This is a genomic window from Myxococcales bacterium (assembly GCA_016716835.1).
Classification (GTDB): Bacteria; Myxococcota_A; Polyangia; order Haliangiales; family Haliangiaceae; genus JADJUW01.
Genome location: JADJUW010000001.1, coordinates 552,135 through 579,127, shown reverse-complemented (window position 1 = coordinate 579,127; position 26,993 = coordinate 552,135). Strand labels below are relative to the sequence as shown.

The 26,993-nt window shown below is 63.3% G+C and carries 26 protein-coding genes; 15 read left to right on the top strand and 11 right to left on the bottom strand.

Going from position 1 to position 26,993, the window contains the following annotated elements; all coding sequences use genetic code 11:
• Positions 1 to 10: 10 nt before the first annotated feature.
• The 4 genes from IPL79_02475 to IPL79_02460 are packed head-to-tail and all read right to left on the bottom strand — an operon-like array spanning position 11 to position 5,584.
• On the bottom strand, positions 11 to 3,379 hold the full coding sequence (locus tag IPL79_02475; protein ID MBK9069866.1) for a tetratricopeptide repeat protein: 3,369 nt from the start codon (positions 3,377 to 3,379) through the stop codon (positions 11 to 13).
• Between the two features lie 53 nt (positions 3,380 to 3,432).
• A complete protein-coding gene (locus IPL79_02470; protein MBK9069865.1) occupies positions 3,433 to 3,978 on the bottom strand; it encodes a hypothetical protein in 546 nt (181 codons plus the stop codon).
• A 39-nt stretch (positions 3,979 to 4,017) separates the two neighbouring features.
• Positions 4,018 to 4,947: a hypothetical protein gene (locus tag IPL79_02465; protein ID MBK9069864.1), complete on the bottom strand. Its 930-nt coding sequence runs from the start codon at positions 4,945 to 4,947 to the stop codon at positions 4,018 to 4,020.
• Complete coding sequence (locus tag IPL79_02460; GenBank protein MBK9069863.1) at positions 4,844 to 5,584, bottom strand: oligosaccharide flippase family protein; 741 nt, start codon at positions 5,582 to 5,584, stop codon at positions 4,844 to 4,846. Before IPL79_02460 ends, IPL79_02465 begins: the two co-directional genes overlap by 104 nt.
• 61 nt (positions 5,585 to 5,645) lie before the next feature.
• On the opposite strand from IPL79_02460, the gene IPL79_02455 reads away from it, so the two are divergent.
• The 3 genes from IPL79_02455 to IPL79_02445 are packed head-to-tail and all read left to right on the top strand — an operon-like array spanning position 5,646 to position 10,406.
• Positions 5,646 to 5,900: a hypothetical protein gene (locus IPL79_02455; protein ID MBK9069862.1), complete on the top strand. Its 255-nt coding sequence runs from the start codon at positions 5,646 to 5,648 to the stop codon at positions 5,898 to 5,900.
• On the top strand, positions 5,873 to 9,028 hold the full coding sequence (locus tag IPL79_02450; GenBank protein MBK9069861.1) for a VCBS repeat-containing protein: 3,156 nt from the start codon (positions 5,873 to 5,875) through the stop codon (positions 9,026 to 9,028). The genes IPL79_02455 and IPL79_02450 overlap by 28 nt, the downstream gene beginning before the upstream one ends.
• Before the next feature lie 13 nt (positions 9,029 to 9,041).
• The gene (locus tag IPL79_02445) at positions 9,042 to 10,406 is read left to right on the top strand and encodes an MFS transporter (GenBank protein MBK9069860.1); all 1,365 of its coding nucleotides are present in this window, start codon (positions 9,042 to 9,044) and stop codon (positions 10,404 to 10,406) included.
• On the opposite strand, the gene IPL79_02440 is transcribed toward IPL79_02445, so the two are convergent.
• The gene (locus IPL79_02440) at positions 10,403 to 11,917 is read right to left on the bottom strand and encodes a thioredoxin domain-containing protein (GenBank protein MBK9069859.1); all 1,515 of its coding nucleotides are present in this window, start codon (positions 11,915 to 11,917) and stop codon (positions 10,403 to 10,405) included. The two genes, IPL79_02445 and IPL79_02440, sit on opposite strands and share 4 nt — an antisense overlap.
• Before the next feature lie 96 nt (positions 11,918 to 12,013).
• On the opposite strand from IPL79_02440, the gene gyrA reads away from it, so the two are divergent.
• Positions 12,014 to 14,731 (top strand): DNA gyrase subunit A, encoded by a 2,718-nt coding sequence (gene gyrA, locus IPL79_02435; protein MBK9069858.1) that lies wholly within the window; start codon positions 12,014 to 12,016, stop codon positions 14,729 to 14,731.
• Positions 14,732 to 15,140: 409 nt separating this feature from the next.
• Here gyrA and IPL79_02430 read toward each other — a convergent pair whose 3' ends face one another.
• The 3 genes from IPL79_02430 to IPL79_02420 form a co-directional block, all read right to left on the bottom strand.
• A complete protein-coding gene (locus IPL79_02430; GenBank protein MBK9069857.1) occupies positions 15,141 to 15,680 on the bottom strand; it encodes a DUF924 domain-containing protein in 540 nt (179 codons plus the stop codon).
• Positions 15,681 to 15,827: 147 nt separating this feature from the next.
• Complete coding sequence (locus tag IPL79_02425; protein MBK9069856.1) at positions 15,828 to 16,190, bottom strand: hypothetical protein; 363 nt, start codon at positions 16,188 to 16,190, stop codon at positions 15,828 to 15,830.
• Between the two features lie 68 nt (positions 16,191 to 16,258).
• The gene (locus tag IPL79_02420) at positions 16,259 to 16,705 is read right to left on the bottom strand and encodes a hypothetical protein (protein MBK9069855.1); all 447 of its coding nucleotides are present in this window, start codon (positions 16,703 to 16,705) and stop codon (positions 16,259 to 16,261) included.
• Positions 16,706 to 17,324: 619 nt separating this feature from the next.
• Here IPL79_02420 and hemL point away from each other — a divergent pair.
• The 11 genes from hemL (at position 17,325) to IPL79_02365 (ending at position 25,535) form a co-directional block, all read left to right on the top strand.
• Complete coding sequence (gene hemL / locus IPL79_02415; GenBank protein MBK9069854.1) at positions 17,325 to 18,617, top strand: glutamate-1-semialdehyde 2,1-aminomutase; 1,293 nt, start codon at positions 17,325 to 17,327, stop codon at positions 18,615 to 18,617.
• Between the two features lie 89 nt (positions 18,618 to 18,706).
• On the top strand, positions 18,707 to 18,985 hold the full coding sequence (locus tag IPL79_02410; GenBank protein ID MBK9069853.1) for an AtpZ/AtpI family protein: 279 nt from the start codon (positions 18,707 to 18,709) through the stop codon (positions 18,983 to 18,985).
• Positions 18,982 to 19,371: a hypothetical protein gene (locus IPL79_02405; protein ID MBK9069852.1), complete on the top strand. Its 390-nt coding sequence runs from the start codon at positions 18,982 to 18,984 to the stop codon at positions 19,369 to 19,371. Before IPL79_02410 ends, IPL79_02405 begins: the two co-directional genes overlap by 4 nt.
• Positions 19,372 to 19,627: 256 nt before the next feature.
• On the top strand, positions 19,628 to 20,164 hold the full coding sequence (gene atpB, locus IPL79_02400) for a F0F1 ATP synthase subunit A (GenBank protein MBK9069851.1): 537 nt from the start codon (positions 19,628 to 19,630) through the stop codon (positions 20,162 to 20,164).
• A gap of 78 nt (positions 20,165 to 20,242) precedes the next feature.
• Complete coding sequence (locus tag IPL79_02395; protein MBK9069850.1) at positions 20,243 to 20,578, top strand: ATP synthase F0 subunit C; 336 nt, start codon at positions 20,243 to 20,245, stop codon at positions 20,576 to 20,578.
• A 125-nt stretch (positions 20,579 to 20,703) separates the two neighbouring features.
• The gene (locus IPL79_02390) at positions 20,704 to 21,192 is read left to right on the top strand and encodes a cyclic nucleotide-binding domain-containing protein (protein MBK9069849.1); all 489 of its coding nucleotides are present in this window, start codon (positions 20,704 to 20,706) and stop codon (positions 21,190 to 21,192) included.
• Entirely contained in the window at positions 21,193 to 21,792 is a 600-nt protein-coding gene (locus IPL79_02385) for a hypothetical protein (protein ID MBK9069848.1), read from the top strand. It begins immediately after the preceding gene.
• A gap of 25 nt (positions 21,793 to 21,817) precedes the next feature.
• Positions 21,818 to 22,906 carry a TolC family protein gene (locus IPL79_02380; GenBank protein MBK9069847.1) on the top strand — a complete coding sequence of 363 codons (1,089 nt, stop codon included), beginning with the start codon at positions 21,818 to 21,820 and terminating at the stop codon, positions 22,904 to 22,906.
• A 1-nt stretch (position 22,907) separates the two neighbouring features.
• On the top strand, positions 22,908 to 23,198 hold the full coding sequence (locus tag IPL79_02375; protein ID MBK9069846.1) for a hypothetical protein: 291 nt from the start codon (positions 22,908 to 22,910) through the stop codon (positions 23,196 to 23,198).
• 14 nt (positions 23,199 to 23,212) lie between these two features.
• Positions 23,213 to 23,797 carry an ABC transporter substrate-binding protein gene (locus IPL79_02370; protein ID MBK9069845.1) on the top strand — a complete coding sequence of 195 codons (585 nt, stop codon included), beginning with the start codon at positions 23,213 to 23,215 and terminating at the stop codon, positions 23,795 to 23,797.
• 31 nt (positions 23,798 to 23,828) lie between these two features.
• Positions 23,829 to 25,535, top strand: a complete 1,707-nt coding sequence (locus tag IPL79_02365) for a phospho-sugar mutase (GenBank protein ID MBK9069844.1) — start codon at positions 23,829 to 23,831, stop codon at positions 25,533 to 25,535.
• 51 nt (positions 25,536 to 25,586) lie between these two features.
• Here IPL79_02365 and IPL79_02360 read toward each other — a convergent pair whose 3' ends face one another.
• From IPL79_02360 to IPL79_02350, 3 genes are all read right to left on the bottom strand, one after another.
• Positions 25,587 to 25,985: a type II toxin-antitoxin system VapC family toxin gene (locus IPL79_02360; protein ID MBK9069843.1), complete on the bottom strand. Its 399-nt coding sequence runs from the start codon at positions 25,983 to 25,985 to the stop codon at positions 25,587 to 25,589.
• A complete protein-coding gene (locus IPL79_02355) occupies positions 25,982 to 26,200 on the bottom strand; it encodes a ribbon-helix-helix protein, CopG family (GenBank protein MBK9069842.1) in 219 nt (72 codons plus the stop codon). The genes IPL79_02360 and IPL79_02355 overlap by 4 nt, the downstream gene beginning before the upstream one ends.
• 288 nt (positions 26,201 to 26,488) lie before the next feature.
• The gene (locus IPL79_02350) at positions 26,489 to 26,881 is read right to left on the bottom strand and encodes a hypothetical protein (protein MBK9069841.1); all 393 of its coding nucleotides are present in this window, start codon (positions 26,879 to 26,881) and stop codon (positions 26,489 to 26,491) included.
• Positions 26,882 to 26,993 lie beyond the last annotated feature (112 nt).

Sequence of the window (26,993 nt, the reverse complement as noted above, 5' to 3'; positions counted from 1 at the left end):
GGAGCATCCGCTACAGGCCGTCGCGCAGCTGCTGCAGGTACTCCGACGAACGCACGGCGTTGTCGCCGCTCGGCGCCTTTTGCAGCGAGGTTTCGAAGCAGGACTTGGCAAACGCGCGGTCGCCTGCCGCGAGCGCGACCTGGCCCAAGGCGAACCAGGCATCGGCATTTTCCGGATCGAGCTCGACGAGGCGCGCGAACTGTTTGCGAGCGCCGGCATTGTCGCCCCGCTCTTTTTGCAAAAGCCCGAGCAAATCGATCGCGCTGACATGCGCGGGATTTTGCGCCAAGGCCTTTTCAAGCAAGGCCACGGTGCGCGTTAGATCACCGGACTCATAGGCGAGATAGGCGAGCCAAAACGTCGCATCGGCGCGCAGCAGGGGCGGCACCATCGACTTGGCGAATTCAGCATCTGCGGCGGCGAGCGATTCGCTGGCCTTGGCCGATTGGCCGTCGATAAAGTCGACCTTGCCGATCGCCAACTTGCCCAGCGCCGAAGTGGCGCCGAGCTGGGTAGCGACCTTGCGCGCCGCGGCGATATCGCCGCCATAGAGCAGCGCATCGATCAGCAACAACGCCGCCTCGGCGTCCGTGGGCGCCAGCGAGACCGCGCGCGAGAGCTCAGCAATCGCGTCGCCGCGCTTGCGCAGGCGAAAATACAGGCGCCCGCGCTCGCGCGCCACCAACCAATCGGGCCCCGTCGCGGCGGTGGCCTTGTCGAGCAATTGCCCCGCCTCGCCGAGCTTGCCCAGCATGGTGTGAAAACGCGCAGCCTCCGCAAAAACCCGGCCATCGCCGGTTTCGTCCGCAAGTTGGCTTAGCGAAGCGCGCGTCGCTTCGAGATTGCCGGCATCGGCGTCGACGGTGGCCAGCTCCATCTTGGCTTCAATGGTGCCAGAGACGGAAATCGCGCTCTTGTAGGCGTCTTTGGCCTTATCGAGGCGCCCATCCATGCGCTCAAGCCGCGCCAGCGCCAACCAAGCCGCGCCGCTATCGCCCCGTGCCATCGTCAGCCCGAGCAACACCTCACGCGCTTTTTCGCGTTCGCCGCTTTGCACCAAGGACTTGGCATAGACCAGCCCAAGTGGCGTTGATGGTGAGGTGCGAAAGGTCATCATGACGCGCGCCTGGGCCGCGCCGGGATCCCCGGCCGCAAGGTCAACCTCGGCGCGAAACGCGAGTGCCGAGATGAACTTAGGATCGCGTACGAGCGCCTCTTCGCTCTCGCGCGCGGCGGCGGCAAGATCGCCAGTTGCCAGCGCCAGGCGCGCACGGGTTAGCAGCGCGTCGGCGCGCGCATCGGCTTCGGTCGGCTGGCCGAGCCACTCCGCGGCGGCCGTGACGTCACCGCGCGACAAGGCAACCTTTGCGCAAGCGATGCGCAACGCGGGCACCGCGGGCCATTTGGTCGCCGCGGCCTTAAGCACGTCGCTGGCCTCACGCGCTTGATCGGCAAATAACAGCAAGTCTGCGCGGCGCACCGCGTTTTCCCATGACACCGGCTCGCTCGCGGCTAAGGTCGCAATCCCCGCCGCCCCTTGCTTGCGCTCGCCGCGCAAGATCCAGATGCGCGTGCGCAGGATCTCGGCGCGCTCACGTTCTGCGGCAGACAACGCCTCGGGGTTAGGCTTTTCGCTGCCGCTAATCAAACGCGCCAGGGTTTCCTCGGCGCGTTCGAGTCCGCCGGCGCTGTTGCCCAATTGGCCTCCCAGCGCCGAAATTTCAACTTGTGCCACGAGCCCACGTGGGTGACGCGGTTCGGCGGCAAGCACCCGATCGACCACGGCGAGCGCCTCGCCGTACAATTCTCGTTTGGCCAGGGCATCGGCATGGCGCAAGGCAAACGCAACGCGCGTCTCGCGGTCGGCAGCCTGATAGGCCATGGTCGCCGCCAGCCAATCGCCGCGCAACTCGGCAACCCGCCCGCGGATATACGCCTGCCAGGCGCTAAGCGCCTCGGGAATTTCGCCCACCAACGCTTCCGCCTCGTCGGGTTCGCCATTGGCGATCGCCAATAAGGCGCGCGGCAGCGCGGTGTCCGCCTTGGCGACGTCGGCGGGCAACTCTTCGAGCCACGTCTCGGCGTCGTCGCTGGCCTCACCATATTCGGCAACCAAGGTTGCCTCAGCGGTGACTAGGGACAAGGCGCGCGCGGAGGTCGCATGCGCCTTCGTTGCAAGCTCATAGGTATCGCGCGCCACTTGCCAACCGCGGAAGGTGTCGAGCTTGGCGGCCGCTTCGGCGCGCGCATCGGCCTGCTCAAGCTTGACGTCAAGCCGCACGCGCCGAACCGCAAGGCCGACGACGATGCCGGCGACGAGCACGCCGATCGCGCCGAGGCTCCACTTGACCCAGGCCGGCGGCTTCCATGCTTTGCCGCGCGGTTTGTTGGCCTTGACGCTCTTGCCCTTGTTTCCTTTGATACCTTTCTTCCCGCCCACTGGCGCGGGCGCGCTTAGGGGCGCGCTGCTCTGCCCGCTGACCGCGATCGGCGGAGGGGGCGCATAAGAGCCGTAGTTCGCGCTGCCACCGCCCGCGGGCGCGGCGGGTGCATCGCCAAAATCTGAAACGATGGGGACCGACTTGGGAGGGGGTGGGCTCGGCGCAAACCCCGGCGCCAACGGTGGCGGGTTGGAGAATCCGCCACGCGGCAAGACTGACCCAAGCCTTGGTGGCGGCACGATGTCGTCGTCACCTCGCTCATCTCGACGCGTCGCGGGTGCGGGCGCGATCACGGCAGGCAAGGAGCCCGCGCTACCGATGTCGCCAGGCTCAAGTTCGACCGTGCCCGTGGGAGCCGACGCTTGTACGGGCGGCGGTGGGGCCGGTGGAACAGGCGGCGCCAACATGGGCGGTGGCTTGGTGGCACGTTTTGGCGGCGGCGGCGGCGCCTGCGTCACGCGCCCCTCGGTTCGGCGTGGCGGTACCGCGGGCGAGTTGGCAACTGGGACCGCGGGCGCCGACTGCGCCGTTGACGCCGCACCGATGCCCATGGCGGTTGCGCGGAAAGACCCGGCGGCACCTCCGCCAAGGGCTGCTTGCGCCTTGGCGATCCAGTCGGCCACGACGGCGTCGCCAGGCGCTAGTTCGGACGCCTGGACAAATGAGTCTAGCGCGGGCCGTGGCTGACCTTTGAGCAATTGTACCTCGCCGCGCAACGTCAGCGCGGCGACATGTTTGCCGTTCATCTCTAGGGCGAGCCGCAACTCGGACAGCACGTCGTCATGGCGACCAAGCGCCATGAGCGCCCGAGCCAAGACCACGCGACCTTCAACTGCGGTCGGCTTGCCGAGCAAGCCTAGTCGACACGCCTTGACGGCTTCTTGAAACTGCCCAGCATCAAAGAGCGATTGAGCTTGCGCGACAAATTCCGGTTCCACGTCAACCGAGATCCTACGCCCTGGCGCGCGCCAAAGGCAATTGTTTGACGGATTTAGCGCTGTGGGTGCGCCGGCGCGTCGCTCGTCGGCGCGGGCCCTAGGTCAGCGGCCGCGGACGCCGCGGCGGCATCTTCCTTGGGCTGCTCGAGGTCGTCTTCCTTTGGCAAGATCCCTGGCATTTCGTCGCCGCGAAGCAGCGCCTCCTTGACCACCCACCAACGCCCTTTTTGTTGCTCCCAGGTCTGTGCGACGTGCGACTCCCGCAGCATGCCCTTGCGATCGTCATACCACTCGAACTTGATCACGACGTCGGCGGCGGTCTTGCTGCCCGCCGCGAGATCGACGCGCACGATGTCATAGCCAGTGATGCGTAAGTACTTCGCTAAGCCGTCGCGTTCGTCGAGAAAATCATCGCGCTCGGCGGCCTGCACGTGCGCCGCGGCGGCGGTGAAGCGCTCCCATTTGATGCCATCGTTGTAAGTACCAATGGCGTCTTGTAGCGGCGCCAGCTTGTTTTGCTTGGGCATGCACGCGGTGGTCGCCATTGCCAGGCCAACTAGGATCGCGAAGGTGGGCCAGCGGCTGCCGTCTAGGTTCATGGGGCGACTATGGCATCAGGCGGCCACGCGCACAATTTTTCAGCCATTGGCCGCCGGCCGGCGTCGCGATGGCCGAATTTCTCCAATGAGCCACAAGGTGGCGGCGTAGGCGGCGACCGCCAACACCGCTACGCCGATGGCGCCAAGGCCATCGGCACGCACCACGTTGGATGCGGCCTGCGACGTGACCCAACCGACGGCCAGCGCCAGCGCCACGCGCAGCATCGAGGCGCGATGGATGATCGCAGGCCACTGACGTCGCAAGAGCCACAACATTGCGACCAGGCCCGCCGACATGCCGCACAGCGCGACCAACGACCCGCGCAGCAACAACGGCTCGCCCGGCGCCGCGCCTGGTAAAAGCAGCTCGCTGACGGCGATGATGCCGATGATCGTCGTCGCCGCCACGCGCCACGTCAGGCGTTCAAGGCCCGCCGCATTCGCGATCGTCGCCGCAATGCTGAGCAGCGCTAGGGCCCCATACGAGCACGCCAACACGGCAAGTGGTCGCGCGCTGCTCGCCGCGTAATCCGCGGCATATGGGATGGCGAGGAGCCCGTGCGGCGCCGCGGCTAACCCAAGCGCCATGCCGCCGACGGCGATGAGGCTCATGCGCAGCGTCGTCGCGACGTAGCGCCCCGCCGCCTCGCCATCGCCGCGAAACGTCGTCTCTGAGATTAACGGGAAAATAACAAACGCCACCGCGACCATGGCTTGATAAATGAGGCGCGCGAAATTCTGCGCGGCACCATAGTAGGCGACCTGCACGTCCGCTAGCGACGCCGCGCTCGGGGTGTAGCCGGTGACCTCGGTCAGCCACGGCGCCACCTGCGCAAGGCCTTGGGTGACGTTCGCAAGCTGACCTTCATACCAATGCCCCGCCGCGCGCTTGATCATCCACGTGTCGACAAATAGCAGGGCATTGGCTAATGCCAGATAGGCGGCAAGCCCCCAAAATGTCCGCGCCATGGCGCGAGCCCGCCTCCCATCGACGATGGCACCCCCGCGGCCAGCCGACCCATGCCGCGGCAACGATAATGATGAGCAGCGACGCTACCACCCAACCGCCGAGCACGCCCCATACGCCAAGCCCTAGCATCGCTGCGCCCAGCATCAGCGCGACGCGCATCGACGCAAAGGCGACGTCGAGACCGGCCTGGCGATGAAATTGCTTTTGCCCGTTCGCAAGCCCAACCAGCACCGCATAAATCGCATAGGCGCCAACGATGAGCGCGCACATCGCGGTCGGCAAGGCCTTGCCCTTATCGCCAAGCCACCAGCCCCACGCAGGCGCGCCAATGGCAAAAACGAGCGCAAGTGGCAACCCGACGTATAGATGCATGCGCAGGCCACTCGCGCCTACTGCGGCCGCGGCGTTTGGCTGTGCGGCCAAGCCGCGCGCAACGGTTTGGATGGATCCGGTGACGACCAAATTGTTTAGCGGCGAGACCAATGACGAGACGACGGCGATGGCGCCAAACGTCACGCGCGAGACCAGTGCCGGCAGCGCAATCTGCAAGATCGCACCCGCTAGCATGAAGTAGAGCTTCGCGCCAGATAGCCACAATACGCCCTTGCCGGCGCCCGCTGAATCTCGCGTGCTCACGCGCACAGATTATCTGGCGCGGCGTCTTGGAAACAGCGTGGGTTGCGTGAAATAAGACCGTATGCGTCGCTTCACGTGGATCGCCTCACTCGCCCTGTGCGCCATGCTGCTCGGCCAGCTCGCCCAGAGGGCGCACGCCGCCTGGCCGACCACGCCTGGTGATGACCTCAGCGCCGCCGAAAACTGGCCCAACGATCCAGGGTATCCGTCGCAGTGGAATTTTTTAGTTTCGTCCCCGCCGACAATATCGGCCAACTTTCCCCCGCCGAAGCTGCCGTGGGTAGCGGCATGCATGTCGACCGTGCCTGGCAGATAACGCTCGGCGAGCCCTCCGTCGTCATCGCCGTGCTCGACAGCGGCATCCGGTGGAACACCGATGATTTGATCACGCGCGTCGCCCTATCGCGCGGCGAGCTGCCGTTGCCCGAGGAGGCCTGTGGCAGCGGCCTGCCCGGCGATCCGCATGACATCACGGGTGATGGCGCGCTCACCATCCTTGATTATACCACCTGGCGGCAAGACACGCCGCCGCTACCAGAGACCGCCTGCGATAGCCGCGTCACCGACGCCAACGGCAACGGCAAGCTCGATCCACAAGACCTACTCATCGCGTTTTCCAACGACCTCGACGAAGACGGCAATGGCTGGGTCGACGACATCGCGGGCTGGGACACCTATAACAACGATAACGACGCCAACGACGAGACCGATTACGGCCACGGCACCGGCCAGGCCAAAGACGCGGTTTCGGCGACCAACAACGGCATTGGCGACGCCGGCGTCTGCCCGCGCTGTCTGTTCGTGCCGGTGCGCGTCGCCGATTCGTTCATCGGCGATTCAAACGACTTCGCGCTCGGCGTGATCTATGCCGTCGACACCGGCGCATCGCTAATCTTAGAAGCGCTCGGCACCCTCAATGGCACGCGCTTTATGCACGAGGCCATCGAATACGCGTGGCTGCATCACGTCGCCGTGGTCGCCTCGGCCGCCGACGAAAATAGCTTTCACCAAAACCTGCCGGGCTCGGTGAACCACACCATCTATGTCCACGCCACCACCTACAACACCGACCGCCGCGAGGACGCCACGACGTTTATGGCGTTTAACAATTGCACCAACTACGGCGCGAATCTTCTGCTCTCGACGCCTGGCCAGTCCTGCTCGTCGGAGGCCGCCGGCAAGACCGCCGGCGTCGTCGCGATGGTGCTGTCGGCCGCCGCGGGCCAGCCATTGCTCGACCCGATGCCCGCCAGCCGCCACCTGCACCCCGATGAAATCAAACAGCTGCTTATCACCAATGTCGACGACATCAGCTTTGCGACGTCGGCTAACGATCCGCTGATGTATCCTTCTGGTGCCGGCTGGGAGCAACGCTTTGGCTATGGCCGGACTAATCTCTATAGCGCTGTCGCCGCGGTGCAGGCGGGGCGCATTCCGCCCGTCGTCGACGTTACCTCGCCGACGTGGTTTTACGTCGCCGACCCCGATCGCGAGCCGAGCGTAGACATCGAGGGCGTCATCGATTTTCGCCCGACGCTCTACACCTCGTTTGACTATGTCATCGAGTGGGCGCCCGGTATCGAGCCGCTGGAATCGCAGTGGCAGCTCATCACCAGCGGCACCGATGTCGCGACGCCGCTTGAGGGCGTGCTGGCAACCCTGCCCATCGCCGCGCTAACGATTGACAACCCGACCCAGCCCGAGCCGGATCGCGACGTCAACAAGTTTCTCGTCACGGTGCGCGTGCGCGTCAACATGCATTCGCTGGCGCCTGAGCGCGATGGCGTGGTGGGCGAGACGCGGCGCGCGTTTAACATCCGCCGCGATCCAGACGTCGGCGAAGGGTTTCCTCGCAAGCTTGAGGGCTCAGGCGAGGCGTCGCCTAAATTCTATGATCTCGATGGCGACGGCGCGATGGAACTTATCACTGCCGATAGCGCGGGCGTCGTGTATGCCATCGGCCACGACGGCGTGGCGCCTGGGTTTCCGGTCGCGCTGCGCCCCATTGACGCCTTGGACGCAGCCAGCCAAATCCGCCAGAGCGCGGCGTTTGCGTCGGAAACCATCACGGCCGATGACATGCGCACCGCGGTGTCGCGTGGCCCGGCCATTGGCGACCTCGATGGCAGTGGCCCGACGATCGTCGTCGCCACCTATGACGGCTATATCTACGCTATCGATCGCAACGGCGCCGTTCGCGAGGGGTTTCCGATCGAGCTCGACCGCAGCCGCGCCACCGCTACCAAAGATCGCGTTGTCGATTCCGGCGTCTACGCCGCGCCCGTCCTTGCGGATGTCGATGGCGACAAACAGCTCGACATCATCATCGCCGCCATGGACGGTTCGGTTTATGTCTTTGATGCGGGCGGCACCGCCCTGCCCGGCTTTCCGGTCGAGCTCGCCGAATCGGGCGTCGCCGCGCGCATCATGCAAACCCCGGTGGTGGGCGATATCGATGGCGACGGCGCGCTCGATCTCGTGCTCGGCACCAATGAGTTCGACGGCAGCGGCCGCATCTATGCGCTAAATCACCAAGGCGTCATCAAGCCGGGCTTTCCATATAAGATGCTGGCGCAGGACGTGCTGCCGGTGCTCGGCGTCGGCATGCCCAACAGCCTGGCGCTTGGCGACATCGACGGCGACGACATCGTCGACATCGCGGTCTCGACGCTCGGCGCAGTGCCGCAATTTATCAATGGGCAGGCCAACGTGATTGGCTTTGTCAACAACGCGCCTTACGGCGACCTCAGCGACGCCACCGACGAGCCCTTCATCACCGCCATCTCGGATGCCAGCATGGGCGACCTAAACAACGACGGCTATCTCGATCTGCTTTGGGGCGGCGCGGGCTTTAAGTTTCTCGAGTTTTCGTCAATTCCCGAAGGTCAGCGCGTCAATCTCGAGCACCTGTACTCGGCATGGGACAGCAAGACCGGTAGCTATCTACCGGGCTGGCCGCGCCGCATCGAGGACTATCAATTCTTCATGAACGCGGCGGTCGCGGATCTCGACGACGACGACTTGCCCGAGGCCATCGCGGGTTCGGGCGGTTACTATGTTCACGCGTGGAACAAGGACGGCGAGCAGCCCGAAGGGTGGCCTAAATTTACCGGCGGGTGGGTGGCGGCGGCGCCCGCGGTTGGCGATTTCGATGGCGATGGCAGCCTGGAGCTCGCCATCGCGACCCGCAATGGCTACTTGTGGCTGTGGCACACGCGTGGCCGCATCGATGGCCGCATCGATTGGGCATCGGGTCGACATGATGCACAAAACACCGGCAACATGACGACGCCGCTTGGCATGGGCATTGGCGCCAACGAGCTTGGCGACGACGGTTGCTGCTCGGGCGCGCCATTTTCCCCCGCGCAAGGCCTCGCGCCCTTGTTGGTGTTGTGGACGGTGATGCGCGGGCGGCGCGACCGGCGGTGGGCGCGCACGAAATAAGGTATAGAGCGCCATGGCAACCTCCTTGTGGGCGAGCATCGGCCTCTCGAGGCCCGAGCATCGGGCATGGGCGATGTACGACTGGGCCAACTCGGCGTTCATGACGGTGATTATCTCGGCGTTGTTTCCGCCGTTTTTTATTCGCTACGCCGCCGGCAATAGTTGCGCCAACACGGGTTTTTTTACTCAGCTTATGGACGCCACGCTGGCGCCGTTTTCGCCGCGCGTTTGCGCGTGGGCGCCGCACGTGCCCAACGCCACGATGTACCTCGGCTTTGGCAGCGCGATTGCCTTGGCGATTTGCGCGTTTGTTTCGCCGGCGGTGGGTGCGCACGTCGATCATAAGCCGGTGCGGCGCCAGTGGTTGTTTGCGATGACCGTCATTGGCTGCGCCTGTGCCGCCCTGCTAGCGCTCACGCAGCGCGGCGAGTGGCTGTGGGCCCTTAGCATTTTTGCCATCGGCCAGATCGCGATCAACATCGCGTTCGTTATCTATGACGGCTTTCTGCCCCATGTTGCCACAGCTGACGAGCTCGACCGCGTTTCGACCGCGGGGTATGCGATTGGCTATGTCGGCGGCGGCATTTTACTGTTGCTCGATGCACTTATGATCTTGTCGCCACAAACGTTTGGGCTGGCCGATAAGGGCCAAGCGACCAAGGCGGCGTTTATCAGCGTCGCGGTGTGGTGGCTGCTGTTTTCGTGGCCGTTTTTTCGCAAGGTTGCGGAGCCGCCGACCGCGCCCAGCCGCGAGCGCGTGGTGTGGTGGAAGCAAGTCGTCACCTCGGCCAAGGCCCTGCATAAGTATCCCCACGCCTTTGCCTTGCTAGTTGCCTTTTTGGTCTACAACGACGGCATCGGCACCATGCTGCGGATGTCGACCGCCTACGGCGAAGAAATTGGCTTGGCCACCGGCGACATGATCATGGCGCTGGTGTTGGTGCAGTTCATCGGCATCCCCGCGACGTTTGGCTTTGGCGCCCTCGCACGCCGCATCGGCACTAAGCCCGCGATCATGGGCGGCCTCGTGGTGTATTGCGGCGTCACCTTTGCAGCGTATTTCATTACCACCGCCGCGCACTTCTACGCGCTGGCGATTTGCATTGGGCTTGTGCAAGGCGGCACGCAATCGCTATCGCGCGCGCTGTTTGCCAGCATGATTCCACCGGCGCGCTCGGGCGAATTCTTTGGCGTCTTTGCGGTGTTCGAGCGTTTTGCCGGCATCATTGGCCCGCTCACAATGGGCGTCGCCATCGCCATCTTTGGTGGCAGCCGCCCCGCCATTCTAAGCATTGGCCTATTTTTCATCGGCGGCCTCTTGTTGCTCGCGCGCGTCGACATCGCCGCCGGCCGTGCGCAAAGCCAGCAAGCGACTTAGAACTCGCTCGACGCTACCGCCAGCAGCGTTGCGTGCGCAAACGGATTGGGCCGGCCGGCCAAGCGCTGCGCGAGATACTGCCGCGCCAAGGCCGCCGCGTCGGCGTCGCCACCGCGCGCGCCGTGGCGCAACATGGTCTCGATCGCAATCGCCGCGCCGCTGGGTGCCGCGCCGTCTTGCGCCGACTCGGGTCGATGAATCAGTGGCGAACCCGCAGGCAGCGGCGGCGTCATGTAAAATATGAGCTCGTCGCTAACGCGGCCAACAAACTCGCGGACGACGCACGCCAGCAACTGCGCGCTGCGCGACCACCACACCACCTCGCCGCTGGCGTCGCTGACATCACAAAAAGCGGCGGCGACAAACGCGTAATCGTCGAGCAGTGCGTCGTGCTTAACCGCGCCGTCGCGATAAACGCGCGCCAAGCCCTCGCCTTGCCACAAATTGCGCCACACCGTCTCGGCGGTACTAACCGCCAACGCGCGTGCTGCTGCATCGCCGCTGGCGCGATGCCACGCCACCAAGCCGCGAATGGCGAGGCCAAGGCCACTAGCTGCATGCAAACCACCAGTCGGTTCGCGTAGCTCACGGACAAGCCATGCGATAGTCCCCGCCGCGGCCGCGTTGATCTGCGCGCGCTCGGCGTCTCTCGCCCAGCCGCGCGCCAGCGCCAGCATTTCTAACAACTGGCTGCGGTCGCTCAGCAGCATTTCGCCCTTTGCGAGCTGCCACGCGTCGTCGAGGGCGCCGCCGCCGTGGCCATCCTCGGCCAAGCCACCGCGCACCATCGCCATCGTCCACCGGGCGCTCGCCTCGCGCGCCGCCGGATTATTTTCGCCGCACCTCGCGAGCAAGCGATGAATCGGCGCGCTGGGAAACTTCGGCGTGCCGATGAGTCCGCCATGCTCGCGGTCGATGCGGCGCAGAATTTGCTCACACGCCGCGGTAACGGTTGCCGCCGACAGCGGCGTCGCGTCGCCCTGCGCCGTCGCCTGCGCCCGCATGTGCACCTCGGCCTCGGCCAAGCCCTCGGTCAGCGCCTCCGCGTTTTCCAGTAAGCGCGCGTGGTCGTGCTCATACGCCTCGGCCATCGCCTGGATGGCACGCGAAAAGCTTGGCCGGCCATCGCGCTCTTGCTTGCCCAAATACGTGCCGAGATAAAACGGCCGCCCATCGGGCATGCAAAACGCGGACACCGGCCAACCGCCATGCTCGCCCATCACCACCACGGCTTGCATGTAAATCGCATCCACCTCGGGCAGCTCGTCGCGGTCGACCATGATCGCCACAAAGCGGTCATTTAGCAGCGCTGCGACGCGGGGATCGGCAAACGATTCTTGCGCCATGGCACGGCACCATTTGCTCGACGAATAGCCAATCGAGATAAACACCGGCTTGCCCAGCCGCGCCGCCTCGGCAAAGGCCTGCGGCCCCCACGGCCACCACGCCACGGGGTCTTCGCTATGCTCGCGCAAATACGGCGATATCTCGCCAGCCAGTCGATTGCCCACGGCCTCCCCATAGCATGTCCGGGCGCCAATTCGAAGGCGGGATGTGATTGCGCCGCCTAAAGCCATCAAGGTATACACCCGCCCTGGAGAGTAGCCATGAGTGAAGTGACACCTGCAAGCGGCCCCAATGGCTCAGGACCCGATGGCGCCGGCGCGCCTGGCAGCGGCGGTCCCAACATCACCTACGTAAGCATCGAAAACGAGATGCGCAGCTCGTTCATGGATTATGCCATGAGCGTCATCGTGGCGCGCGCGCTACCCGATGCCCGCGACGGTCTCAAGCCGGTGCACCGCCGCGTCATCTACGCGCAACGCCAGCTCAACAACACCTACGCCCGGCCGTACGTCAAATGCGCGCGCGTCGTCGGCGACGTCATCGGCAAATACCATCCCCACGGCGATGCGTCGGTCTACGACGCGCTAGTGCGGATGGCGCAGGATTTCTCCATGCGCTACCCGCTCATCGATGGCCAGGGCAACTTCGGCTCGATCGACGGCGACGGCGCCGCGGCCATGCGATACACCGAATGCCGCATGGCCAAGCTGACGTCGGACATTATTGCCGACATCGACAAAGAAACCGTCGAGTGGCAGCCCAACTACGACGACAAAGAACTCGAGCCCACGGTCTTGCCGACCAAGGTGCCGAACTTGCTCATCAACGGCGCCTCGGGCATCGCGGTCGGCATGGCGACCAATATCCCGCCGCACAACCTGCGCGAGGTCATCGACGGCGTGCTGGCGCTCATCGCAAATCCCCAAGTCAGCGAAGACGAGCTCATTCGCCTCATTCCAGGACCCGACTTTCCGACCGGCGGCACCATCCAAGGCCGCGCCGGCATCTTGTCGGCGTTTCGCACCGGTCGCGGCAGCGTGGTCGTGCGCGGCAAGGCGCACTTTGAAGAGGTCCGCAAAGACCGCAACGCCATCATCGTTTCTGAAATTCCGTTTCAGGTCAACAAGTCGGCGTGGATCGAAAAATGCGCGCAACAGGTGCGCGACAAGAAGCTCGAAGGCATCGCGGATATCCGCGACGAATCGGATCGCCAAGGCATCCGCGTCGTGTTCGAGCTCAAGCGCGACGCCAACGACCAAGTGGTCCTAAACTCGCTCTACAAGTTCACGGCGCTGCAATCGTCGTTCGGCGTCAACATGCTCGCCATCGTCGACGGCCGCCCGGTCATGCTGACGCTGCGTCGCGCGCTGCAGGTCTTTATCGATCACCGCCGCGAAGTGGTGACGCGCCGCACGCTGTTTGATTTGCGAGAGGCCCGCGCCCGCCGCGAAATCGTCGAGGGCCTCGGCCTTGCCGTCATGAACATCGATCGCGTGATCGATATCATCCGCAAATCGAAAGACACCGACGAAGCCAAGACACGCCTCATCGCCGAAAAACTCGGCGGCATGGATGGTTTTCTCGAACGCGCCGGGCGCCCCGAAGCCGAAATTGCCGCCGCCAAGGCCGCCGGCTTTGTCCATCTCTCACCGCGCCAAGCGCAGGCAATTTTGGATATGCGCCTTGGGCGCCTCACGGGCCTGGAGCGCGAGAAACTCGAAGCCGAATACAAAGAGCTGTGGGACACCACGGACTACTTAGAAGGCCTGCTCAACGACCCGGGCAAGCTGATGGCCGCCATCGTCGAAGAGCTCAAGATCATCCAAAGCGAGTTCGGCGACAAACGCCGCACCGACATCGCCGAATTCGAAGGCGAAATCCTCACCGAAGCGCTCATCGACGAAGAGGCGATGGTGGTGACGCGTTCACACCTTGGCTACGTCAAGCGCACGCCGGTTAAGGAATACTCGGCGCAAGGCCGCGGCGGCAAGGGCATCACCGGCGCCTCCTCTGGCGACGGCGACTTTGTCACCGACATGTTTGCGGCATCTACCCACGACCACTTGCTGATGTTCACGTCCAAGGGGCGCGTCTACCATAAGAAGGTCTTTGAATTACCTGAAGGCAGTCGCGTAGCGCGCGGCAAGCCATTCGTCAACGTCATCGAAATGCAGGGCGACGAACACGTGGTGGCCATGCTGCCGCTCAAGGAATACAGCGCCGAGCGCTCGGTGTTCTTTGCGACGCAAAACGGCACGGTAAAGAAGACGGGGCTCGATTTGTTCGAAAAAATTCGCGTCAGCGGCATGAAGGCCATTGGCATCGAAGACGGCGACATTCTGGTCGGCGCTTCGATCACCGACGAAAAGAGCGACATCTTGCTGGTCTCGGCACGCGGCCTCGCCGTGCGCTTCCGCCACGACAAGGTGCGCCCGATGGGTCGCGAGGCCAAGGGCGTGCGCGGCATGAACCTGCGCGAAGGCGACAAGCTGGTCGGCATGTGCACCTTTGACCGCGAAGCGCAGGCCACCATGGTGACCATCTGCGAGCGCGGCTATGGCAAGCGCACCGCCCTGCCCGACTACCCGGTAAAAAACCGCGGCGGCAAGGGCGTCATCACGATCAAGACCAGCGAGCGCAACGGCAACGTCGCCGCGGTGCGGATTGTCAGCGATGAGGACCATTTGATTCTCATCTCATCGAGCGGCAAGCTCATTCGCCTCCGTGTCATCGATATTCCCGTGCAAGGCCGCGCCACCCAAGGCGTGCGCATCATGCGCCAGGCCGACGGCGAGCAAGTGGTCGCGATCGAACGCCTCGCCGATGCCGATGAGGCCTCCGATATCGAGGCCGGCGCGCCAATCGAAGCCGCCGACGACGGCGACACCACGCCCGTCGACATGGGCGATGAGCTCGATGAAGACGAAGACGGCGATGACGATGCCGATGACGACGGCGACGAAGACCCGGCGAACTAACGGAACGCATTGGGTGGGCCGGAGACAATAATCGCCCAGTGTACGGCTTCGCGAGCCTCGTTACATCCAGACGGATGCGCCTCGGCATCGCGCGTGCGGTAACTCATACGTTTTGAGTCTGGATGCGGAGGCCTGGGTGTGAAGCCCAAGGCGCGAGGAGTGGAGTTTGGTGGTTCCAAACGACCGACGAGCAACGCCGGGATTCGCAGCCAGGACCCGCAGACGGGCTCAAGTTGTGTGAGTTACAGCGCGCAAGTCGTGCACCACAATTGCCTCCACCCACTGCGGTCTGTTCTCCGCCATTTTTGTTTTTGAAATCGCTCTACCCCACAGCACCCTCACCGGCCCGCCGCAGCAGCGGCGTAGCGGACGGCTCAAGAGCGAGCCCGTACGCGCTAGCTAGGCTGTGTCAGCCAGCAAACCCTCCGGCTTCGAGATACGCCAGCTCGGCGGCGGTGCTTGGGCGGCCGAGCACGGCATTGCGGTGAGGGAAACGGCCAAAGCGTTGAATAATGTCGCGGTGCTGTACGGCGTATTCTTTGAAGTCAATCGCTTCGTGCAACGCCACCGACCTGTGTTGATCGTCGAGGTTTTCGGAGTGCTCAAACGGCAGGTAGAAAAACATGCGCAATGCCGGTTGAACTTGGTTGTCAAAACCCTGCGCAAGGGCGCGCGCGGCGTAGTCACGGGCCATGGCGTCGGTGGCAAACATTTGCGCCGTGTTGCGGAAGGCATTGCGCGGGAATTGATCGAACAACAAGATCAGCGCCAGCGCGCCGTTCGCGGTGGACTGCCAAGCGTCGAGCTGGCCCGTCGCGGCGCGTTGGTGCAGCGTCAAGCAAGATTCACGGAACGTGGCATCAAACACCTCGTCCTTGGTAAACCATTTGCTGAAGCCGGCATCTTGCCAGAACGCAATGACGTCGTCTGATGTTTCTAGTTGTGGCACGAGGCACCTCTTTTGTGAGTCTCACCGCGTCTCCGGCGCTCAAAGAGCTTGTGAGACGCGGCGAAAAAACCAAGGCACACCCAAGGCGCGATTGCCGGCATCAATAACAACACGCTGCCACCTTAGCGCGGGTTGTCTGCATTGGCACTACGGCGTCGCGGCTTCTAACAGCGAGCAGCGCGTGTCGGGGTTTGTTGAATTCCATCGGATTGGGTGAATGGAAAAGCGGTACGGAGAGGCTAGCGTGAGATCGACGTGACAAGCACGGCGCTGCCCTTCCGCGTCAATCTCGAAATAGATTTCTTTGATGCCAGGCTCTGTCCGGATCACCCCTCGTTCTGCCCGGGTATGGACAACGCAAGTCTGCGCCTGCGTGGCGACCAGGACGGCTTCGATGGCATCATGGTCGTTGTCCGTGGGTTTCACGTCGCGCTTTAGCGCGTGACTGGCCTGCTTGAGGTTTCCAGCAGCAATGGAGGCACAGAATTCGGGGCGCGCGGCGGCTCTCACACAGCCACTCGTCATCGCGACTGTGGCGCCGAGTAAGCCCAGCAGCCCGTATGAGAAAGCGCCCGCCACTATGGCGCCTCGGCTTGCGGCATTGAGGGCGCGGGCGCAGAGAGTGCTTTGCTCATGTCGCAATGGACGCGGAACCGATACGGGGAAGCCAGAGTCAGGCCGACCGTGCAGGCGCGACGCGCACCTGCAATCTGCGCTTCGAAGCTCATCACTTGGATGCCGGGTTCCGAGTCAAGAATAGCAGGGTCCACCTCGAAATTGGCAACGCATGACTGCGCCTCCGTCGCGGCTACCACGCCCTCAACGGCTTCAGCGTCGCTACCGGCCTGGCTCATGTCGCCGCCCAGCGCCTCGGTGGCCTCCTTGAAATTGCCCTGCGCCATTGCTGCGCAAAAATCGGGGCGTGCACACCCGCCGAGCATCGACCCGACCGCGAACACACCGAGCACAGCAAGCCGGACGCTGGACCGTGGTCGCGTTGGAAATGTGCCTTGAATTGGCTGCATCGCGTTTTGCCTTGCAAAGTTCGGTCCACCGCAACCGCTCGCTGGCGCCATGGCTATGGGGGGCACGTTGCCAACACAGGTTAACACCATGTGATTTTCGCACCGCACTGAACGAATGTTGGCGGTGATGGCAATGTCGCGACAAAAAAAGCCGCGTTATCTACGACCTGAACCGCCGCCTACCACCCCATCGAAAACCGAGTGGTCGACCGCTAAAACTATCTGAGCTTTCTCGCGTCGGCACGCCAACCTTGACCGGCTCACCGCGGCGGCCGTCACTCCTTGCGAAACAACTTGCGCTTGCACCTCCGACGCACCATAGGGCGGACTTACATACGTAAAGAGGTCAGAGTCTGGGCGGCCCCCCCGGGGGCGAGGCATCCGCGTGGTACAGCGATAGCTTCGTGCACCAGCAGGCATGGGCCGGCGGCACGGGCGGCGACACAAACCACCCCAACGCCAGCGCCGTTACCATAGCCACCCCCCTTGCCATCCGTTTGCGCGTCATGTCGCCACGCTATCACCTGCTGGCGGCCAAGCTTTCTCGCCCGCGCTAACAGGCACTGATGAAACGCGACCGGGGTTCGCACGCGCCCGGCTGTGCTAGATTCGTCGGCCCATGGACACCAAGCAATCGCAACAGTTGATGGAACGCGCGCGCGCAGTGATACCGGGCGGCGTTAATTCGCCGGTGCGGGCGTGCAAGTCGGTCGGCACCGGGCCGCTGTTTATCGCGCAGGGCGATGGCAGCCGCGTCATGGACGTCGATGGCAATTGGTACATTGATTTAATCGGCAGCTGGGGCCCGATGATCGTCGGCCACGGCAATGCCGAGGTGCTCGATGCGCTGCGCGACGCGGTGATGGGCGGCACGTCGTTTGGCGCGCCAACCGAAATCGAAGTGCGCTTTGCCGAGGCGATCAGAACGGCGATTCCGTCCATGCAAATGGTGCGCGCGGTGTCGTCGGGTACTGAGGCCACGATGAGCGCGTTGCGCTTGGCGCGCGGCTTTACGGGGCGCGATAAAATTATCAAGATCGACGGCGGCTATCACGGCCACGCCGACATGCTGCTCGTGGCCGCGGGCTCGGGCGCCGCAACGCTTGGCATCCCAGGCTCCGCCGGCGTGCCTGCGGGTGCGGCGGCCGATACGTTGGTCGTGCCGTACAACGACATTGCTGCAATGCGGGCGACGTTTGCCGCTAACCCCGGCCAAATCGCCGCGGTGATCATCGAGCCGGTCTGCGGCAACATGGGCCTGGTTGCACCAGCCGAAGGCTATTTGACGGCGCTGCGCGAGCTCACCCACGAGCAGGGCACAGTGCTCATCTTTGACGAAGTGATGACCGGCTTTCGCGTCGCGTGGGGCGGCGCGCAAATTCGCTACGGGATCTCGCCGGATTTAACGTGCGTCGGCAAGGTGGTCGGCGGTGGCCTGCCGGCCGCGGCGTTTGGCGGCCGCGCCGACATAATGAGTCACCTGGCGCCGCTCGGTTCGGTCTATCAAGCCGGGACGCTCAGCGGCAATCCGCTCGCGCTCGCCGCCGGCCTCCGCACCATGGACATCTTGTCGCGGCCTGGCACGTATGAGCGGCTCGAGGCCGCTAGCGCGCGCCTAGGGGATGGCCTCGCCGCGGCCGCCGCCCGGCACAAAATTCCAGCGCAGGTAAACCGCGTCGGCGCCATGCTGACGCTATTTTTCACCGCGACCCCGGTGACCGACTACGCCACCGCCAAAACCAGCGATACCGAGGCCTTTGGCCGCTTTTTCCGCGGCATGCGCGAGCGCGGCGTCTTCCTGCCGCCGAGCCAATTTGAGGCCATGTTTGTCTCGCTCGCCCACAGCGACGACGACATCAATGCTGTGCTTGTCGCAGCCGATGCCACCCTCGCCGCCATGGCGGCGATCTGAAGCTACGTCATATTCCGCAAACGCTTGAATACAATGGCAGATAGGCGAATTGACCTGCCTATGGCCGCGTGCTAACGACGCGCCAGTTTATGACCGCCAGTTCCGGTAAGGACGCACCAATCGCGAAGGCGACGGCAAGCCATTACCAAACGCTTGCGCAGTCTTCGCTTGGGATTCAGTTTGGGCTTTCTATCGCCATTGGGACGGGAGCCGGGTACTGGGCTGACGGCAGGTTTGGCACCAAGCCCTGGCTCACGCTCCTAGGCTTATTTTACGGCAGCCTCGCGGGCTTCCGCGCGCTCCACCGTGCTGCCAAGCAATACACGGGGAGCTCAAAGCCGACTGACCCGCCGGAGCAGTCACCATGAATCTCGACAATTTTGTCGCCAGGGTCGAACGACGCAACTACGCGCTCGGCGGACCGATGGTATTGCTGTCGTTGCTTGCGGGGTCGCAGCGATTCTCGCTTGGTGTCGCGGTGGGTGTGGCAGTCACGTGTGCCAACTTTGCTTTTTTGGCCCGCATCCGGACAACAACCGCGCAAGAGTTGTCGGCAAAACGGCTTGCGTGGCTCATGCCCAAGTTGGTCTTGTTAATCTTGTTTACCCTCGGCGCCTTGCTACTCATCCCCATGTCGCCGCTGGGTTTCGGCCTTGGCTATTTGCTATTTGCATTTTCAATCTTCATTGAGCTTGCGCGCACGGCGCCTCCGGCGCTCCCGGCGCCAATTCACACCTCCCCTAACCAACCCTAAGCGAGAGAATTCATGGGCGAACACGGCACTTGGTTTGATTACCTAAATCGATTCGGATGGTGGCAATCGCTAAACGACAACGCGCGCCACCTTTTGGAACGCGACACCAAATTTGCGATGTTTCAAGGCACGCATTTTACGTTAATTCACGTCATCGTCGCGTTGTTGGTGCTCGGTTTCGTCGCACTCGGAGCGACCCATTTCCGCAAAGAGCCTAGCCGTCAGTGGCGACGGTGGCATCGTACCCCCGCGACGCATGAATTTTCGCAACGTCTTTGAAGCCCTCGCGGAATACGTCTACGGCTTAGTTGTCGGCCAATTCGGGAAGGACAATGCCGCGCGCTTCTACCCGCTCATCGGCGCCATTTTCCTATTTCTGCTTTTTGGTAACCTCATCGGCTTGGTGCCCGGGTTTGTCACGCCAAACGACACACTTAAAACCAACCTGGCGATCTCGGTCACCGTCTTCTTTTTGACCCACTACTACGGTGCTAAAGAACACGGACCTGCCTACTTCAAGCATTTCCTCGGGCCCGTTTGGTACCTCGTCCCACTGATGCTGCCAATCGAGATCATCAGCCATGTGGCCCGGCCATTCTCGCTGGCGTTTCGCCTCATGGGCAATATGGTTGCAGACCATAAGGTCATCGCCGCCTTTTTCTCGCTGGTGCCTATCATCGTACCCCTGCCGTTTTACTTCCTCGGCCTCTTCATCTGCTTCGTGCAGGCGCTCGTATTCTGTATGCTTTCGATGGTCTACATTTCGATGGCAATCGCGCACGAAGAACACTAAGCCGTACCCCACAATTCATTACGAAATCCGCTAGTTCAACCCTTGCATATTGACCCAAGACGTTTTAAGGAGAACCCCATGACCAGCCGTATCACCAAGAAAATTGCCGCTTTCACCACGTTCCTCGTGACCTTCGGATTCGCCTCAGTTGCATTTGCTCAAGGCGAATCAGCCACGGCGTTGGCTGTCGCTGGCAATGCTGGCATCATCTCGCTTGCCGCCGGCATTGCCATTGGGATGGCTGCCCTCGGCGCAGCGCTTGGCCAAGGCCGCGCCGCCGCAGCGGCGCTCGACGGCATCGCTCGCAACCCAGGCGCGAAAGACGCGATCTTCACGCCAATGATTATTGCGCTCGCCCTGATGGAAGCGCTCGTCATTATCGCCTTTGTCGCGCTCATCGTATTGCTGCGCTAGGCAAGCATTTACATGCCGCTCGCGGCATAACTCTTTGACGTCTCGAGCCGCGCAAGCGCCGGCTGCGAGCCGTTTGTGTTTTCGGCACATTGCGCGCCCATCCCAGCCGTGGGAAGCTGGCGGCCATGAGTGAGCCAGCTGCTAAGCCAGGGACGTCGACGCTGGAGATTCTGGCCGCGACCGACCTGTTTAAGACGCTGCCGGTGCCGCACCTGCGGCGCTTGATCACGATTGGCCAAGAAGAGGTCATCCGCTCGGGTGCGACCATTTTTTCCGAGGGCGATGCGGGCGACAAATTTTACCTCGTGCTCGCGGGTGGCGTGCGCATTTCGCGCGTGGTGCCGGGCATGGGCGAAGAGGCGCTCGCGGTGCTGCGCGAGGGCGCCTATTTCGGCGAGATGTCGCTCATCGACGACGCGCCGCGCTCGGCCACAGCGTTATGCCATGAGGCCGGCAAGCTGTTTGTCCTGCACCGCAAGGACATTGAAGACTTACTCTTTGTCGACCGCGACTTGGCGTATGAGCTATTATGGAGCTTTGTCCGCACGCTGTCGCGGCGGCTGCGCGCGACGAACGACAAGATGACCTTCCTCGCCACCACGTCCAAGTTCTAAGTGGGGCGTCACTCGTTGCGCTCGCTGGTACTGTGCACCGCACTCGCAACGGCGTTGGCCGCCACCGCACATCAAGACGTGTATGCCGACGCCGCCATCCCCGATAGCTTTCTTGGAATTATCATCGGCAGCACCACGGGCGTTGGCAACACCAGCGGCGTAATAGGCAGCGGCGTGCGCTACGGCATGGAGGCAGGCTGGCAGCCGATGTCCATTGGCCAGCGCTTTGGCATTGGTGTGCATTGGTCGGCATCAGGTGGCTATTACTTTGGCGTCGCCAACACCGCGGGCGGCGTGGCCGCGGGCACCACGCTCGAAACCTTTTCGACCGAGCTAACGCTGCGCCTGCGCGCGGCGGTCGGCACACGTGGCTGGTTTGCCCATGTTGGTGCGGGTGCGGGTATGTATCGCAGCAACTTAGCCCTGCCACCTCGCGAGGCTCGTAGCTATATCGGCGGTGCGGCCGAGGCCGGCGCGATGTACCTAATTGGTCGGCGCAGCTTTGCAACGATCAACGTCGTTCTCGGCGGCATCTCCACCGGGGCGCTTGAGGCGCCAAACACGGTCAGCGTTGTCGTGGGCGCGTCGCTCGCGCTGTAGCGCCCTGCTCTGTTACGCTGCGCGCATGCCTGCTCGAATGATTATTGCGTTTGCGCTATGTGCCTGGGTGCCAAGCCCCGGCTTCGCGGACCCGGCGCCTCCGATGCGACGCGTCGACTTGACCGCGCTGCTAGCCATGGTGGACAACACGCCCAAGCAACAAATGGCCGAGGCCGACGTCGCCGCGGCGCGCGCGCAGCTGCGCGAAATCACCGCGATGGCGGGCCCGAAGGCGACGATGATGGCGTATCTCGCACCGAGCCCAGATATTGAGTGCCTGAACGCCGACTGCACCCGCACTGACCCGACCGACCCCGAGTTCGGCGCAAGCGGGGTGGCCCTCGGGCTGCAGCTACAAATCGTGCAGCCGCTGGCGTCGTTTGGTAAGGCCGGGCCAGCCAAGCGCGCGGCCAAGGCCGGCATCGAGGCGCGCGTTGCGCTAGCCGATGCCTCAAGGGCCGACTTAATGCAGGACGTGGCGCGGGCGTATTGGGGGCTAAAGTTCGCGCGCGAGGTGCAGTTTTTTTTGCAAGATGGCCTCGACGAATTGGCGGCGGCAAAGACGCGTTTGCAAGATCGCATTGCGAGTGGCGACGCCGACGTAACGCCGCTTGATGAACGCCGCGTCGAGACGCTGATGGCCGAGGCGAGCATGCAACTCGCGGATGCAGTGGGAGCCGAACGAACCGCACTCGCAGCGCTGCGCACGCTCGCGGGCGATGCCGCAATCGATATCGATGAAGCGCCGTTTGTCGCCGTCAGCGAGACACTGCTGCCGCTCGCCGACTGGCTGCAAACCGCAACCGCACATCGGCCCGAACTGCGCGCCGCCAAAGCGGGCAGCCGCGCCATGGGTGAGCTTGCCACCTTGCAAGCGCGCATGCTGGCGCCAAACCTTGCGCTCGTGGCGGGCTACCGGGGGAGCATCGCGCGTGGCCTAGAGGACCCTCCGTCGTTTTATGCGAACGACCCTTACAACAGCCGGTTAGGGACGGTTGCGCTGGTATTACAATGGACGTTTGAGCCGCTGGCGCGCGGCCAAAAAATCTGCCGCGGCCGCACACACCCGTGCGAGCAAGCAGGCCGAAGCCGCTGCGCAATTGGTGGCGATTGAAATGGCAGCGGCGCATGCGGAGGCCGAAGCGGCACTGGCGCGGCTCGCGGCTGCCCGCTTGGGCGAAAAGAGCTCCCGTGCTTGGCTGGTCGGCGTGGTGCAGGCCGACGCCGTAGGCGCCGCCGAAACCAAGGAATTCGCCGACGCCTATCTGGCATCATTCATGATGCGCGGCCGCGTCGCGCAAGCGATTTTTCTGTGGAATGTCGCACAAATCAAGCTGGCGCGCGCGGCGGGCACGCTGACGGCAAGCGCGCCGATGATCGTGGTCCCACCGGGTGAGTCGAAGTGATATAGTAGGCGGTGATGATGCGCCCGATTGTTACGTGGTTGTTGGCTGTCGCGATAGGCGGCGTGACAAACGTCGCGAGCGCGGGGCCGGCGACGGAGGCGGTGAAGACCGCGAACACGTCGGTGTCGACGCTGCTAAAGAAAAAGGCCAAGGCCGTCACCGTTACCGAGGCGGTGCGCGGCTTTCTCGATCTCGACTTGCTGGGGCAGCGCGCCTTGGTCGACCACTGGGGCAAACTTTCGCCGGCACAAAAATCCGAGTACCTCGCGCTGCTGCGCGAATTAATCGAGGCGAGCTACCTGCAGGGCGTCAAAAAGAATCTGCAGTTTGAGGTGACCTATGACGGCGAGGCGCCGGGCACAGATGGCACGGTGCGCGTCAGCACGACGGTAAAGACCACGCGCAAGGGACGCCCCGCGGCGGTGCCCATTGCCTACGTCCTAAGCAACGCCAGCGGCACCTATAAGGCGTTTGACGTCGTCACCGACGGCGTCGGCCTCGTCGAAAACTACCGCGCGCAATTCAACAAAATCATCGCGAAAGAGGGCTTTGCCGGGTTAATTGCGCGCATGAAAAAGAAGTTGGCGACGCCAAAGTGACTTCGCCGTCACGGCGCGTTAAGACGCTGGCATGAGCGCGGATCGCAACGGCAACCTTGATCCTGACAAAGAGGCCGCGGCCACGCTGGCACTTACCCGCGCCTGGCGCGATGCCGACGCGTTGTACGGGCACGAACTAGACGCGCCACTCGCGGCAGCGGCGCAGGGCGAGGTGGCGGCGCTCGCAGCGCTCAAAGACCAGTTCGTCGGCGAGCTCGCCTTTGGTACCGCCGGCGTGCGCGCTGAAATGGGCGCCGGCAAGCTGCGCCTCAACACGCTGACCATTCGGCGGCTGACCACGGGCCTGGCGGCGCACCTGCTCGCCAAGTACGGCGCAGGCTGCTTGGTCATGGTCGGCCACGACGCGCGGACGCATTCGCGCGCGTTTGCCATCGAGACCGCGGAGACGCTTTCCGCCCATGGCATTTCCGTCAAGCTCGCCGAGGGCATCGCGCCAACGCCGGTAATCGCGTGGGCGCTCTTGGCGAACAAGGCGCAGGCGGCGGTGGTGGTGACCGCCAGCCACAATCCGCCGCGCGACAACGGTTATAAAGTGTACGCACAAAATGGCGCTCAGATTGTGCCGCCGGATGACATCGATATCGCCGCGCGCGTCGCCGCGCTGCCCGCCATCATCGCCAAGCTGCCGCCGCGCGCCGAGCTGATCGCAGCTATGCCCTATCGCGACGTCACCGGTTACGATCGCGCGATCGCTGCGTTGCCGCCCACCCATCGCGGCGGCCTCGCCATCGCGTACACCGCGATGCATGGCGTTGGTGACGCGTGGGTACAGCGCGTGCTTGGCGCGGCCGGTTTTGTCGTCACGTCCGAGGCATCACAGGCGACCCCCGATGGCACCTTCCCAACCGTCGCCTTTCCCAACCCCGAAGAGCCCGGCGCCATGGACCGCGTGCTCGCGCTCGGGCGCGCCACCAAGGCCGATTTGGTGCTCGCCAACGATCCCGACGCCGATCGCCTCGCCGTGGCAATTCCCTCGGCGGCGGCGGCGAGCGGCTTTGCCATGCTGTCGGGCGACGAGGTCGGCGCACTGCTCGCCGATTACTTGCTGGCCAACACCAGCGGCAAGCGCCTGGTCGCCACCACCCTGGTCTCGTCGCAACTACTCGGCAAGCTCGCCGAGCTCTACGGCGTCGATTACCGCGAGACGCTGACCGGCTTTAAGTGGATTGCCAATGCTGCAATTAAATGGGAGGCCGAAACCGGCGGCCAGTTTGTCTTTGGTTACGAGGAAGCCCTCGGCTACACCATTGGCACCGCGGTGCGCGACAAAGACGGCGTCGCAGCGGCGTTGGTGTTCGCTGAACTGGCCGCGCATAATCGCGCGCAGGGGCGCACCGTCGCCGAGCATCTCGCCGATATTCGCCGCCGCACCGGGATGTATCTAACCAAGCAAGTATCCAAGGCCTTTGCCGGCGCGGCAGGCAAAACCGCGATGGACGAGTTGCTCGCCACCTTGCGCGCAAAGCCCCCGGCGCACATCGCGTCGTGTGCGGTGACCGCCAGCGACGACCTTCTCATCGCGCGCGGCGACGCGCCGACCAGCAACGTGCTGATCTATCGCCTAGAGGGCGGCCATCGCGTCATCGTGCGGCCGTCCGGCACCGAGCCCAAGCTAAAGATCTACTTCGAGGCTCGCAGCGCCGCCACCGATGTGTCCGCGGCCCAAGCCGAAGCCGCCGCAACGCTGGCGCGCCTCGCCAGCGGCTTTTTGGCGTAGTCCGCTGGTCGACCAGAGTCCGGGTTTTTGGGGTCCGGGTTTTCGCGTGCATCACTCAGCGTAAACACGCAGACCAGGGACGCGAGAAAATTCGCCGACGTTCTTGGTCATCAAACAGGCGTCGAGACTGAGCGCCGAGGCGGCGATCAGGAGGTCATTGGCGCCAATCGGTGTACCAGCCCGCTCGAGCGTGGTGCGGATCATGCCGTAGTGATGCGCGGCTTTTTGATCAAAGGGTGCGATGGCAAACGGCTCAACAAATGTACTAACGCGCGATAAGTTGTAGTCCACCCGCGCCGACTTGCGCGCGCCAAAGTAGAGCTCCGCGACGCTTACGGCAGAGAGCACAAAATCCGCCGGCTGCAGCCCCAAGATGCGCGCCGATAACGTCTCGCTCAGCGTGCCGTTGAGCAGCCCGATGCAGATGTTGGTATCTAACATGTAGGTCATAGGTCATCTCTGCCTTGCGGTGGCAACGCCTCGATGCTATCGGGCATCGCCGCGGTGCCCAAGACATCTAAAAAACGCTGCGGCCAAGCGGTCGGATGCAGCTCCTTGCTAACCAACTCGGAAACCATTTTTGATACCGAAATCCCGCGAGCTCGGGCCTTCTTCTCAAGCTCTGCTTTGAGGGCCGCGTCAATGTAGAGAGCGAGCTGGGACATGCATAGAGTATACTTGCCATACTCTATCTAATCAACTGCTTGAATTTTTTGATTAATTCAGCATGATTTCAAATACCTAACAGGTTCACTGCCGGTTCGTCGCCCCCCACTCGGTGGTCAAGGTTTCGGAGCTCGGCACAAACCGATCCACGCACGCAAGCGCTCGTGTCTGCCGCCAACTTTGCGATTCGCTCAATTCGTTCAACCAGGGTCCGGATTTTGTCGCACCCAGCCTGACCTGCTTGGCCCCTGCCACACGCCGGAATTTCCGCCCGAAGTTTCATATCCTTATCCGCAGGCGCTGCAAAGATATCCGTCCACGCCGACGTCAGAGTGACGCAGTTGAACCCGTCTACCACATCGCGCGCAATCGACTTCCTTGCTTAGGCGCTGCTCGACTGCAACCTGCTGCGATGTGAGCATCTGCTGAGCCTCAGTGAGAGCGCGAGTCCTCGCGCTCTCAACCTCGGCCGAAACCTCATTTAGATCCAGAACGCCTTTTCTCTCAAGCAGAGATAGAAGTGAATTGACCAACTGTTGCTGCTCTTCTATGAGCGACTTCTGACGCAAAAACAGGCGACGAATCTGGCCAAACGCGTGGAAGTTGAGCGCCAGGCCAGAGTCAGTAGCGATAAGGAACTCCTGGCCCTCAATAGAGTATAAGAACTGCTCTTCCGTCATGGTGCGCATTATATAACAATTTCGGCTAGCGGCGTTCCAATCTCAGTGATCTGAAGGCTTTGAATCACCCGTGCGTGCCCTGGCACCTAGCACCCAGCCACCCCTGCTCAGG